The sequence below is a fragment of the Enterococcus sp. C74 genome (assembly GCF_040887125.1).
GTDB classification, from domain to species: domain Bacteria; phylum Bacillota; class Bacilli; order Lactobacillales; family Enterococcaceae; genus Enterococcus_B; species Enterococcus_B hirae.
Genome location: NZ_JBFOFA010000005.1, coordinates 206,139 through 219,793 on the forward strand (window position 1 = coordinate 206,139; position 13,655 = coordinate 219,793).

Consider the following 13,655-nt stretch of genomic DNA (forward strand, 5'->3'; position numbering starts at 1 on the left):
AATTTATTTTGGAGGGAACATGGTGGAATCATTACGAACAAAGCATATTTTAGTCGCTGGGAAAAAAGAACCAGCTGATCTGGTAATCAAACATGCACAAATCGTCAACGTTTTTACAAAAGAAATCCTAACCGGTGATGTTGCGATTTGTGACGGTAAAATCGTGGGGATCGGTCAATACGAAGGCAAAGAAATCTATGATGCAAAAAATCAATACCTCGTACCAGGACTTATTGATGGGCATGTGCATATCGAAAGTTCACTTTTATCTCCAAGCGAGTTTGCAAAAATTTCTTTATTACATGGCGTCACCTCGGTAATTACTGATCCTCATGAAATAGGAAACGTAGCAGGAAGTATTGGGCTTGATTTTATGATTGAAGATGCCCAATCCGTACCAATGAATATTTTTATCATGCTGCCATCCTGCGTTCCTGTAACACCTTTTGAAACAAGCGGCGCAGTGCTAGACGCCCAATCATTCATTCCTTTTCTTGATCGTCCTGAAGTGTTGGGACTTGCTGAAGTGATGAACTACCAAGCTGTTGCAAATAACGAAAAAACCATCATTGATAAATTACAATTGATGCATGAGAAAAATATGAAAATCGATGGTCATGCAGCTGGTATTCAAGGAGATGAGCTAAACGTCTATTTGACGGCTGGTATAAAAACCGACCATGAAGCGACTAACGCACAAGAAGCAAAAGAACGTCTAGCTTTAGGGATGTATTTAATGATTCGAGAAGGGACAGTTGCAAAAGACCTCGAAGCACTCCTTCCCGTTGTAACACCAGAAAATTCACGACGTTGTTTATTTGTCACGGATGATAAACTGATCGATGATCTGGTTGCAGAAGGCTCTATCGATCACATCATACGCCAAGCAATCCATTTAGGAATGGAACCATTACAAGCTATTCAAATGGCCACACTAAACGCTGCCGAATGTTTTGGCTTAAGTCAGCTAGGCGCCATCGCACCTGGCTATCAAGCTGATTTCTTTTTAACCAATGATTTAACGACTCTTCCAATCAATACTGTCTTTTCTAATGGAAAAATCGTGGTAGAGAATGCACAATTGAATCTGGAACAATTTCCGAGACAAAAAAATACTTATGCTCAAAAATTACCAAAAATGGATGTGAAACCATTAACGGTCGATTCTTTTGCTTTACCACTTTGTACTGAAAAAGCCCACATGATCGAAGTCATTCCTAATAGTTTATTGACCAATGATTGTCTCGTAGAAGTAGACACAAAAAACGGTGTCTTTGTTCCTTCAATTGCCAACGACCAACTAAAAATTGCTGTGATCGAACGTCACCATCGAACAGGAAATGTTGGCGTTGGGATCGTTAAGGGATTTCAACTAAAGAAAGGAGCTCTTGCAACAACTGTTGCGCATGATTCCCATAACATCGTCGTGGTGGGAACGAATGACGAAGATATGTTAATAGCAGCAAACCAATTAATCAAAAAAGGTGGCGGAATGATCGCTGTTGCAGATGGTCAAGAGTTGGCTTGTTTACCCTTACCAATCGGTGGCTTAATGTCTCAAGAACCTTTTTTAGCTGTGAATGAGCAGCTAGTTTCCTTAACTAAAGAAGCACATGCGTTAGGTGCCAGTCAATCATTCGATCCATTTTTAACACTTTCATTTTTAACATTATCTGTCATCCCCGAATTAAAGATCACAGATAAAGGCTTATTTTCATTTTCTAAATTTAACTTGATTGAACCTTCTATATAAAATAAATACGAAAATATTTTGTCCTACAATTTTTCCTTGCTCGAACAGCTGCATCTACAATCAAAAGCAACCGAAACAAAAATGTTTCGGTTGCTTTTGATTAAATGAAGTCATTATTTCTTCGTTTTATCTGGAAATTGAGCTTCAACACGATAGATTCTTTGACCTCTTGAAGAAAATTTTTCTTCGTATTCAGTCATGATATTTCCTTCATATTTACTTTGATGTAAATCTAACCATACTTGTTTGATGATCATGCCGTATTGAGAAAAACTAGCTAATGAATATTCAAATAGTCCTTGGTTATCTGTTTTAAAATGGATTTCTCCTTTAGGGCGTAGAATTTGTTCATCCACAGCTAAAAATGTATGATACGTTAACCGGCGTTTTTCATGTCTTTTTTTAGGCCACGGATCAGAAAAGTTCAAATAGATTTGATCAATCTCACTATCTGCAAAATATTCCGTCAACGCTGAACCATCAACATGCAATAGTTTTAAATTTGGTAATGGTTGTTCAATTAATTTATCTAAAGCAATTGATACAACGCTGACTTGCATTTCTACCCCGATATAATTGATTTCAGGATGAGCCTTAGCCATTCCTGTGATAAACTGACCTTTTCCCATACCAATTTCAATATGGATCGGCTGCTCATTGCCAAATAGTTCGTTCCACTTACCTCTCCACTTGGTTGGTTCACTTATTACTAGATCTGGATGCGCTGCTAGCATTTCAGCAGCACCTGGGCGATTACGTACACGCATGAAAACTCCATTCCTTTCTTTCCTAAAAAAATAAAGATCAGACAAGTGATGTTCTACTCTTCTGATCTTAACTCTGAATAAATAATCGACAATAAATGCTTTATTCGTACACCGTACTCATTCTTTTTGACTCTTTGCTCAACCACTAAAAATTCTCTTCAACTGTAAGATCTCTTCATTCATTCGTCGATGATCTTCACGCTGACAATATCGGGTAATCTCTTGTAAAAGATTCATCGCAGCATACCAATGTAATTTTTCTAATATCTCATCCGTTGGGCGAATCCCATAAGTAACGAGCCATTGATTCCAATTAGATAATGGAACATAATTCCCTAAAATCGTGGCAATATCCACCGCTGGATCAGCAAACATAATTGAATCCCAATCAACTAGATACAAATAATTTTTGCACACTAACCAGTTCCGATGATTGACATCTCCGTGTACAACTGCAAAGTTCTCTTTATCCATCTGTGGAATTTGTTGACGCAAAAACTGGTGAACGATTTGTAAAAATCGATTCTTTCTGAGTGTCTCAGGTAACTCCAGTTCATATTGTTGCAACATTTTTTCTGGTGTCATCACTCTACCACCGATCCGAGTCAACATCGTTTTAAGTGAAGCAGAATGATGCAAATGATACAAGACATCAATAACATCATTTCGCTGGCCGATCTCGGTCGGAGTTAATAAACGTCCTTCTAGCCATTCCTGTGCTGTTAAGGTATCGCCATTTCCTGTCCGTTTCGTCCATACCAGTTTTGGTGTAATTCCTTCTCGGGATAGTGCAGCAAGCATTGGAGTCGTATTGCGTTTAATAAAGACCTTATCTTCATCGCGCATGCCTATGTATGTTTTTCCCGTATCACCTTTGATTGGGCGTAAACGCCATTCTTGGTCTAACTGAAACTCCATCATGCATTCTCCCGTCCTCTAAACTCTATGATTTGCAGTACTTATTATTCTAGTCGCCTAAGCCCCGAACGTCAAGCACATATACGTTCTTTTTTCCTGTATTCCTCTCTAAAAAACCATCTTTTATCAAAAAAACGAGAGAAAAAGCAAATCTGCCTTATTCTCTCGTTTTTTCACCTCTTTTATTCGTTCATTTTCTTGATCCGAGTCGGTGTATAGATTTTAATAAACAAGCCGATGACGATCAAATAACTGATAATCGGTATGAGTTTGTCTAGACCATTTAATACGATCGCACCAATCAATCCAAAAAGACTAGCGGCAATCAGCAAAAGATTTAACAATAACTTTTGCAGCGCAACTTCTTTTTGCTTTTCCGTGATTGGATAAAGTTGGACAAGTGTCATGTAACGAAATTGATTGTATAAAGGAATCACTTGGAATCCGATCAAATAGATAAAAAGCGCACCAATAGCAGTTATAAAATAAACATCTTCAATACCTGCAATCAAGATACTTCCAATCAACACTAAGCGTAAGAAAAGACCACTGAAATCAGAACCTCTAATAAATCTTCTGACATAAAGATAATAATAAGTATTATCTTTCGTTTTCTTCGTATGTTGAAGCAACGGGTCTAAATACCTTCTTCTTTTGACTTTAGAAGTGATTTCCGGCACGCCAGTAAAAAGATTGATGAATTGATAGATTTGATGTAAACGTTGCTCTTCTTTTTGTATCATTTTTTCCCAATCCAACCGATACGTCATATTTTTCCATAAAAACCAAAAGTAAATATTTAATTGAATCAACATAGCTAACAATCCAAGCCAGAGCCATCCATAGACCGTAAGCAACAAGATCAGCAATGTCGAAAGATACCAAGAAGCTTTCCATACCATCAATTTTTTCTCTTCAATTCGGAAAAGCTCCACTCGTTTGATTTGTAGTTGACTACTCTTCAATCCCCAGAGAATCAGTAAATAAACGAAATAAAAAGAAAAAGGCTGCCCGGTTGTCACAACCACGAGGGGCATTGAAAAGCCACAAGCTAGTCCTAAGAACAGAAAAGGAAATAGACTGGAATAAAGAAAAGCTCGTTGGAGATACTGATGCATCTCCTTTTCTTTCGGTAGTAGAAAAACCAGATCGGCCGCTTGCGTGAAAGTGGCAAATTTACCAAAAAACAAACAAATAAACCAAAAGATCGTAAGGATAATCCCACCCATTTGAAAAGGAGTCGTTAACGTTTTTAACCAGTTTGAATAATAAAAGCCGACTCCGCCAAATAGAAATAAGCAAACCAATACAAAATGATCATTTAGTACATAACGCAAATACTTCATCATTTTTTTCTGGTGTTTTGCTAATCGCAATTGAAAGAAATTATTCATGATCCTGCTCCTTTGTCAAGGAGATATAAATTTCATCCAGTGAAGAATCAGGTAGTCGGAATTCCTCCTGTAAGTCTTTTAAGGTTCCATCTGCACGTATTTCTCCATTGTGCAGAACTACAAAACGATCACAATATTTTTCTGCCGTAGCTAAAATATGCGTAGACATCAAGATCCCTGAACCTTCATTTTTCATTTCTACCATTAGTTCTAAAAGAGCATTGATTGCTAATGGATCTAATCCTAAAAAAGGCTCATCAATAATATACAAAGAAGGCTCGATCAAGAAAGCACACAAGATCATCACCTTTTGTTTCATCCCTTTTGAAAAATTGGCTGGCAACCATTCCAAACGATTCTCTAAACGAAACGTATGTAACAATTTCTCAGCTCGTTGCATCGCTATATCGATTGGAATATCATAGGCCATCGCAGTCACTTCGATATGTTCTCTTAAAGTTAGTTCTTCATATAAAGAAGGCGTTTCAGGTATAAAACCGATTTGTTTTCGGTATTCTTCAGTATTTTTTTTCAAACTCAGATCATTAATCGTGATAGATCCTTTTTTTTGTTCTAAGAGGCCAATGATATGTTTGATCGTTGTACTTTTTCCAGCGCCATTTAAACCGATCAATCCTACCATTTCGCCAGGCTGTACACTAAAACTAATATCTTTTAAAACAGGTAGATGTCCATAGCCACCTGTTACATGTTCCACAATTAGACTCATAATTTTTCCTCCGTCGTTCGATTGTTTTTATTATACCATGAAGAAAACGAAGTCAATTTATTTTTTTTCATACAAATCTTTGAACATATGGTAAAGTTAACATAAATAATATTTTTGATGGAAAGGATGTTTCCTATGGAAAACTGTATCTTTTGTAAAATTATTAAACAAGAAATCCCTAGTTATAAAATCTACGAAGACGAAAAAGTCTATGCATTTTTAGATATATCCCAAGCGACAAAAGGACACACACTAGTTATTCCAAAACAACACGTTTCTGATATTTTTGAATATGACGAAGTACTAGCAGCTGATGTTTTTTCACGTATCCCTAAAATTGCTCGTTCAATTGAAGAAGCCTTTCCTGAGATGCAAGGACTGAATATCTTGAATAATAACCGTGAATTGGCTTATCAATCTGTATTTCATTCACATGTCCATTTGGTCCCTCGCTATAGTAAAGAAGATGATTTTTCGATCCACTTTGGCAACCATCAGTCAGAATATAGTGCGGAAGAATTGCAACAAATTCAACATACCATTGTAAAGCAGGTGAAGAACATTGATTAAAAACTTTTTAAAAGGAATCGTTTTTGGAACGACCGTTGGAGCTATATCCGGGTTGTTATTTGCTCCTAGAAGCGGGAACGAAACCAGAAAAAAATTGATCGCTGAACTAGACGAAGCAACGGAATTAACAAATGATTTAAATAACAGTCTTAATAATTTCAAACAAGCATTAGTTGACACAAAAGAAACAGCTAATACTTTGATCCCCGCTTTTCAAGAATCAATGAAAAAAGATATTGAAAATTTTAAATTTCAAGCAGAACCAAGAATTGCACAAATCCAAGAACAAGTTGAAAAATTAACAAATGATTTGCCACAAGACATGCAATAATGCGGAATTTTATAACACTTTTGATTTTAATTTTATTGTTTTTTTAATTTTTAGTTAGGAATGTGATCAAAATTTGAATTTTATTTGAAACTATCACGAGAACGTTTTTATTAATAAATAGATATGGTATAGTTATTATTGTAAGAATAATAATAAATCACAGGAGAGCAATTTTAATGAAAAAGAAAAAAATAATTTTAGCTGCAACTAGTGCGCTAGCTGTATTAGCATTAGCTGCTTGTTCAGGTAGTACAAATAAAGACATCGCCACAATGAAAGGCGGAACTATCACGGTTGAAGATTTTTATAATGAAGCAAAACATACGCAAAACAACCAACAATTAGTTCAAAATATGATTATTTACAAAGCCTTTGAAAATAAATATGGCGATAAAGTAACGGATAAAGATGTCAATGCTGAATACAAAAAGAATGAAGAAACTTACGGTGACACCTTTAAATCACAATTAGAAGCAGCTGGTTATACAGAAGACTCATATAAACAAGCACTTAGAAGCAGTTTAGTATTAAAAGCTGGTATAAGTGCTAACGTCAAAGTGACAGAAAAAGATTTAAAAGAAGCTTGGAAAACTTTCCATCCAGAAGTTGAAGCACAAATCATTAAAGTAAGCAGTGAAGATGAAGCAAAAGAAGTGAAAAAATCAGCAGATGACGGAACTGATTTTGCGAAACTGGCAAAAGAAAAATCAACCGATGAAGCAACTAAAAAAGATGGCGGAAAAATCAAATTTGATTCTCAAACGACAGATGTTCCAACTGAAGTGAAAGAAGCAGCCTTCAAATTAAAAGACGGTCAAGTATCTGACGTTATCTCAGCGACAAATACAACTTCATACTCAACAGATTATTATGTTGTAAAAATGGTCAAAAACCAAAATAAAGGCGATGACATGAATAAATACAAGAAACAATTAGAATCAATCGCCCGAGATACAAAAGAAAGTGATCAAGACCTACAAAAAGAAATTATCGCTAAAGTATTAAAAGAAGAAAATGTAAAAGTCACAGATGATGCCTTTAAAAATGTATTAACGCCATTTACTATGGAAACAGCTAATACCAATACATCTGAGTCTAAAACAAAATCAACAAAATCTTCTGAATCTAAAACAACTGAATCAACAAAAACTTCTGAATCTAAAACAACTGAATCATCAAGCAAATAAGATGAAAAAAACAGACCTATCCTGGTCTGTTTTTTTTTGACGCTATAATTTCTAAGAAGGATCGTAATTTCCACCTTATTTTTTATAAAAGATAAGCATAGATTAAAACACCAAAGTAAATGATTGACTTTGATGTTTTTTCGCTACCTATTCACTTTGACAAAGAGCTGTTTTTTAGTAACTGATTCTGGTCATCAGTGTAACGATCGTTGCAAACATAGCAAAAATACAAATAAAGACGCCCGTAGTCGTTAAAGTAATCAAAGCAATCTTGGATTTGTTTCTCAATTTATAAGCCATATACAACAAACATACTGAGAAGAAAATTCCCAATACCCAGAAAAATAGCGGATCTCTTTGAACGCCAAGAGATTGGATATAATGATTCATTAACTATTTTCCCCCTATTAGTAAAACGGTTTCTCATCTGACTACAATCTTACACTATTGTAGATTTTTATCAATAACAAAATAAATTTTCCAATAATAAAGACACGTAGGCTCACAAGTAGTTCGTGTTAGGCTACGTGCCTTTAGTTATCTATAGTTCTTTGGGAACATAGAAACTACGATTTTCCATTCCAAAAATCCGTTCAGTGTATTTTCCAGGTTCTGTTTGACGAATCGACGTCAACATCATTTGCATTGAAGCATCGAGATTATCGATCTGATGTAAGATTTCTGCTTCCATGATACGTGGTCGAACAGGCGATCCGTATTCTAATAAGCCGTGATGTGCTAAGACCATATGTCTTAATACCAAAACATCTTCATCTGCTTCATTTATTTTCAACGCGATACATGCTCTCGTGATTTCTTCATCTACTAGTACCAAATGCCCCACTAGATTACCCGCTAAAGTATATTCCGTACTCATCGGTCCAGATAATTCAATCACTTTTCCGAGATCGTGTAAAATGATTCCTGCGTATAACAACGATCGATTCAATTCTGGATATTCATCAGCAATCGTTTTACCTAAATGTAACATAGTTACTGTGTGGTAAGCTAATCCACTCGCAAAAGCATGATGGTTCCGTTTTGCCGCTGGAAATTCAAAAAATTGCTTTTGATATTTATTTAGTAAATGACGGACAATTCGATTCCAATGAGCATTCGTTATCTCAAATAATAATTGGTTGATCTCTTCTTCCATTTCTTCTTTTTTCAAAGGAGCTCTTTCCATATAAGAACCAGGATCACTTGGCTCTTCGAGTTTAGTCAATCGCATATGCAAAATCTTTACTTGTGGGTTTCCTTGATAGATTTCCCGCTTCCCGTTTAAAAAAACAACTGTTCCTGGAGTAAACTTTTTGATCTCTTCCTCAGAAGCATCCCAATATTTGCCATCAATCGTTCCAGACGTATCTTGAAAAGTAAATGCAATAAATTTTTTTCCGTTTTTCGCAACTCTGACATCAGCATTTTTAATTAAAACAAACAATTCAAATTGTTCATCGACAACTAATTCACGAATTTTTTTCATTCTTTATACATCCTTTAATATATTCACAGATTGTTGAAGCTCTTGATAATAGCTTACCATTTCTTGGTCAGAAGAAAAACAAATAACTTGATAATTTTGACCAAAATCAGCTAACAATTTGGCTAATTGATATTTTCTTTGATGGTCATAATGCAACCAACCGTCATCAATGATAATTGGACAAATCGAACGTTTTGATTCTAACGATAGATAGGCAAAGCGCATGGCCATAATCAGTTGATCTTTCGTTCCTGTAGATAATTCATAAATGGGAAAATCAGTTACACCGTCTGTTAGCGTCAAAGTATCATTTCTCAATAATATCTCTTGGTAATGATTTTGTGTTAAGACTCCTAAATAGTGACCAGCAGCTTTTAACAATTGTGGTAATTGACGTTCACTCATTTCTGTAGACAGATCCCCTAAAAAAGTCCCAGCGACCATTAGACCGCCCCAATGTTCCATCAGTTGTTGCAGTTGTGCTCTCAATAAACTTTCTTCTTGGTACATCTCATCCAACGTACCATCTTTTTGTAATTCCTCGATTTGGATCTTTAACCGCTGACGTTGTTCGATCAATTGTTTTTCTTCAAACTGATACTGCCGTTGTTTCTCTTGATTATGATACAGTTCAGTACTTAATTGCTCCCGTGTCCGTTTTTTTGGAAAAAGTGGCGCGAGAATCTCATCCAACTCTTTTAGTCGTTGAAGTTGTGTTTTTGTTTGTTGCGCTTTTTGCAAATAAGCAGCTACTTCGGATGGATAAGCAAGTCCGACCTGTTCCATCTGTCCGCTATAGTGTTCGATCAAACTTTTTTGTTTCTTTTTCAATTGGTTGATTTCTTGTTTCAATAGTGTATTTTGTTGATAACTTCTAGCGAATTTCAATTGTTCCATTTCTTGGATGAAGTTCGTTAAAAGCACCATTTTTTCAGCGATTCCTTTATCTTGTAACGGTAACCATTCCTTAATCAATTCAAACTGACGATCAAGCTGTACCAACTTTTGTTGAATCTCATTTGCTCGTTCTTGTTTCTTGATCAAGCGGCTATACAAGTCTTGATAATCGGATACTTCATGCCCATATTCCTTCATCGCTTCTAAGGTATTCATCGTTCCTAAGTGATGGACCTTTGTAAAATCGAAAGCTTTTTGTTGGATTTTTTGTTGTTCAATCACTAGCTTGTTTTTACTTTGATTAATCTCTTCGATTTGGGCTAACGTATTGTCTAATTGTCCCAGTTTTTCTTGCCACTTACCTTTGATTTCTGATAAATCACTTTTCTGACCATTCAGTGATTTCCTTTCATAAAATGAATACCCCAATGTACCTAAGGCTAATAAAAAGACTCCTAGTTTCCAAGGCATTGGTAGGAAGATCCCCACCACAAAAAAGAATCCGCCGATAATAGCAAACGGTGTTTTGTTCTTTGAACGAACTTCTGAAGGTGCCGACTGTAATAATTCTGGATGTGTGGCTTCTAATTGGTTGATCTCCGCTTCAATCGTCCGCTGCTGCTCTAAGACGATTTCTGATCTGATTGATAATTGATTGGCTTGTTCTTTCAACAAACGATTTTCAGAAAATAGTTGTTGCCACTCTTCAGTATGCAAAAATTCTTGTGGCTCTTGTGTCCGTTGCCATTGCCAGCTTTGTTCTAAAATTTTTAATTCTGAATCAATTTCTCGTTCTTCCACTTGGAGTCTTTGCCATTCATTCAGCCAATGTTCGATTTGTGTTTGCTGTTGTTGCAATTCTTTTAGTACTTGCTCTTGTTCCAAATAGAAATAATATCGTGCCGACTGTTGATCCATTCCGCTATGTTTTTCTAAAGTAGCTTCGAGCTCATCTAGGCGTTCCGTCATCTGCTGATAGCGTTTAGTGAATTCCTCTAAGTCTAAAAGCAACTGTTCTTCAGGAACTTGTGGTAAGGTATTGGCTTTAAGTGTTTGCCACTCTTCGTATAAAGAATAATTCAGCTCTTGCTGCTTGATCTGAGAAATTTTTTCGTTTATCTCTTGGAGTTTTTTTTGTAGCTCTCTTTGATCTTGACTGTAGGCTTGTTCTTGTCGAACGAGTTCACCGAAAAAAGATTCCTGCTCTTGTTTTTGATGGACTCTTTCTTGAAGGTTCTTCCACTCATTCAATTTCTGATTGATAAGCAGTTTCTGCCCTTTTTTCTTAAAAAGCTGTTGGGCTTGCTGATAATATTCTTGTCTTTTTTGAAAAACATACGAACTACCCGTAATCCCTAATGAGATCAGTGCATCATGTAATTCTTTTTCTCGTAGATGATCTAGTTCAGTTAACTGTTCTTGTTGAAAAGTAAAAACCTGCTGAAATAAATCCTTTGTTAGTGGAGAAAGTAATTTCTCTAATAATTCATCACTTCCCTGTTGCTCATTAAAAAGGACTTTGGATTTCCCACGATTTTGCTGTTTGTAACGTTCAACTAGTATTTCTCCATGAACTGGATGTTCTAACCAAATTTTTCCACCATAGGCAGCCCCATCTTTCGGCGTATAGTCTTTTTTCTTCTTTCCTTTTGAAGGGAAGCCAAATAATACAGCCTGAATAAATTGGTAAATCGTTGACTTGCCTGCTTCATTTTCACCGTAGATCAATTGATTTCCAGAAATAAAATCAAATGTTTTTTGTCTCCACTTACCAAATGCAGCTATTTCGATTCGAAGGATTCTCATATACTTTCCTCCTCAAACACAAAATCTTGCTCCAGTATTTCCTTGGCTTTAGTCAAGGTACCTTCCTGATATTCAGGTAAATCATTCATCAAGCGAACCGCATCAGGATGACTGTACATCTCACCTAAAATCTGATGGAAATCTTCACTTACCCGATAAGTTTCAAAGAGTTGGTCAACTAATGTCTGTGAGACCTTCAACGATACTCGATTCATTCTTTCATCTTCCTTAATAGATATACGCCAAATAAGTAAATTTGTAGACAGGTTGGCTATTTTTTCCATTAAATACTCAAGTAATTCGCCAGAATAGATTCGATCAATCACTTCTTGGTTCAAGTGATGATACTCTGTTACCTTTAAATCTAACAACGTCAGTTTTGGATTTCCCATAGTTAACTGCTCTTGGATCACTTGTAACACGTCTTGCGTAGTCCGAGCAGTTTTTAAAGACACGGTCTTACTCTCCCAGTATACTTCTGCGACCTCTAGCGGAATCGTCTGGCATTCACTGGAGGTCAATTCAACCAATAAAACATTTCTAGCTGTCTGCTCTTTTTGGGTATGGCCTTGAGGTGCCCCTGGATAATTCATTGTTTCTTTTTCGTTTAAAGACATTGGCACATGGATATGTCCTAATGCCCAATAATCATAGCCTTTTTCCTGCATTTTAGACGGCTGAAAAGGTGCATAGTTTCCCCTCTGATTGCTCCCTATTTCGCCATGATACAGACCGATATGATAATCCACTGAGTGTCGTAAAGGAAATTCAGCAACTTTATCTCCCTGTATCCATTGGTGTAAATAACTAAACCCGCTGATGGCGACCTTTTCCCCTTTTTTAGATAAAAATGTCTTTGTTTCTACCTCTTCCGAAGTAAATAAATGGACATTTTCGGGAAAAGTAAACCAGTAGCGCTCTGATTGATAATAATCATGATTTCCAAATGTCAAATAGACAGCAATCTCTTTTTCATTCAATCGTTCGATTTGATCAAAAAAATGTTTTTGGATTTTTAATGAAGGACGATTTTGATGGAAGGTGTCTCCCGCAAGTAAAACAAAATCAACTTCATTTATTATAGCCTTGTCTACAATATTTGCTAAAACTTTTAAATTAACCTCTAATAATTTTTCCTGTACCGATTTATCTAAATTTACTAGTCCTTCAAAAGAGCGATCGATATGTAAATCAGCTGCATGGATGAATTTAACCATCGAGTGTCCTCCTTTTTACTCAAGATGAATTTATGCCTTATCCGGCTTTATTTGAATAATTTTTATAAAATAGGTACTGCTTTATAAAATTATATGCCCTTTTATCATACCATTTTCATTGCTTTTTTTCATCAAAAACCGAAAATTTGTTCGCATTCACTCGAATAGATTACTCCGACCAATTCTCCCCTTGCTTTATGCCTAACTTTTTTGTATTTTATGGTAAAAGTAGAAACATGAGGATTATTTACTCCTTTTTCTCTAAAAGGATAGAAAAAGAAAATGGGGAATTAACACACTGTCTTTTGATATGTAGCGTAACTTGTATTTCCAGCTGTCTATCTTTAATCTGTTTGCAAATTTCAGTGCAATTTTTTTACTTGGCAGCCTCACTTCGTCAAACAACCTGTTAACTATATTTAATTTTGTCACCTTTTATCTTTTACTAAAAACCAGCTAAATAGGAGGAATGCCTCGCTTGTCCATCTTCATTGTTTTAATATACCTTTGTTTGTAAAAAAGCTAGGAACAATCCCAAATACGATTATTCCTAACTTTTTATTTTCTCTTAATTTATGCAAACAAAAAAGCAGATGAAC

Annotated in this window: 12 protein-coding genes; 4 read left to right on the forward strand and 8 right to left on the reverse strand. The window is 35.7% G+C overall.

Translation table 11 applies throughout. The features are described from left to right. Positions 1–22 precede the first annotated feature (22 nt). On the forward strand, positions 23–1,753 hold the full coding sequence (gene ade / locus AB3H93_RS08855; RefSeq protein WP_053766349.1) for an adenine deaminase: 1,731 nt from the start codon (positions 23–25) through the stop codon (positions 1,751–1,753). 113 nt (positions 1,754–1,866) lie between these two features. On the opposite strand, the gene trmB is transcribed toward ade, so the two are convergent. The 4 genes from trmB to AB3H93_RS08875 all read right to left on the reverse strand — a co-directional run bounded on the left by trmB (position 1,867) and on the right by AB3H93_RS08875 (position 5,562). After that, positions 1,867–2,520 carry a tRNA (guanosine(46)-N7)-methyltransferase TrmB gene (gene trmB, locus AB3H93_RS08860; protein WP_010720901.1) on the reverse strand — a complete coding sequence of 218 codons (654 nt, stop codon included), beginning with the start codon at positions 2,518–2,520 and terminating at the stop codon, positions 1,867–1,869. A 138-nt stretch (positions 2,521–2,658) separates the two neighbouring features. Next, complete coding sequence (locus AB3H93_RS08865; protein ID WP_010720902.1) at positions 2,659–3,441, reverse strand: phosphotransferase family protein; 783 nt, start codon at positions 3,439–3,441, stop codon at positions 2,659–2,661. Positions 3,442–3,620: 179 nt separating this feature from the next. After that, positions 3,621–4,832 carry an ABC transporter permease gene (locus AB3H93_RS08870; protein ID WP_368020454.1) on the reverse strand — a complete coding sequence of 404 codons (1,212 nt, stop codon included), beginning with the start codon at positions 4,830–4,832 and terminating at the stop codon, positions 3,621–3,623. Continuing rightward, positions 4,825–5,562 (reverse strand): ABC transporter ATP-binding protein, encoded by a 738-nt coding sequence (locus AB3H93_RS08875; protein WP_010720904.1) that lies wholly within the window; start codon positions 5,560–5,562, stop codon positions 4,825–4,827. Before AB3H93_RS08875 ends, AB3H93_RS08870 begins: the two co-directional genes overlap by 8 nt. A 135-nt stretch (positions 5,563–5,697) precedes the next feature. Between AB3H93_RS08875 and AB3H93_RS08880 the strand changes: the two genes are divergently transcribed. The 3 genes from AB3H93_RS08880 (at position 5,698) to AB3H93_RS08890 (ending at position 7,650) form a co-directional block, all read left to right on the forward strand. Continuing rightward, positions 5,698–6,132, forward strand: a complete 435-nt coding sequence (locus AB3H93_RS08880) for an HIT family protein (RefSeq protein WP_010720905.1) — start codon at positions 5,698–5,700, stop codon at positions 6,130–6,132. After that, positions 6,125–6,463 (forward strand): YtxH domain-containing protein, encoded by a 339-nt coding sequence (locus AB3H93_RS08885; protein WP_010720906.1) that lies wholly within the window; start codon positions 6,125–6,127, stop codon positions 6,461–6,463. Before AB3H93_RS08880 ends, AB3H93_RS08885 begins: the two co-directional genes overlap by 8 nt. Positions 6,464–6,639: 176 nt before the next feature. After that, positions 6,640–7,650 carry a peptidylprolyl isomerase gene (locus AB3H93_RS08890; protein WP_161440461.1) on the forward strand — a complete coding sequence of 337 codons (1,011 nt, stop codon included), beginning with the start codon at positions 6,640–6,642 and terminating at the stop codon, positions 7,648–7,650. Positions 7,651–7,824: 174 nt separating this feature from the next. On the opposite strand, the gene AB3H93_RS08895 is transcribed toward AB3H93_RS08890, so the two are convergent. The 4 genes from AB3H93_RS08895 to AB3H93_RS08910 form a co-directional block, all read right to left on the reverse strand. Then, entirely contained in the window at positions 7,825–8,040 is a 216-nt protein-coding gene (locus AB3H93_RS08895; protein ID WP_010720908.1) for a hypothetical protein, read from the reverse strand. Positions 8,041–8,191: 151 nt separating this feature from the next. Beyond that, a complete protein-coding gene (locus AB3H93_RS08900) occupies positions 8,192–9,136 on the reverse strand; it encodes a 3'-5' exoribonuclease YhaM family protein (protein WP_368020455.1) in 945 nt (314 codons plus the stop codon). A 3-nt stretch (positions 9,137–9,139) separates the two neighbouring features. Beyond that, entirely contained in the window at positions 9,140–11,839 is a 2,700-nt protein-coding gene (locus AB3H93_RS08905) for an AAA family ATPase (RefSeq protein ID WP_053766257.1), read from the reverse strand. After that, complete coding sequence (locus AB3H93_RS08910; protein WP_207428600.1) at positions 11,836–13,056, reverse strand: DNA repair exonuclease; 1,221 nt, start codon at positions 13,054–13,056, stop codon at positions 11,836–11,838. Before AB3H93_RS08910 ends, AB3H93_RS08905 begins: the two co-directional genes overlap by 4 nt. Positions 13,057–13,655 lie beyond the last annotated feature (599 nt).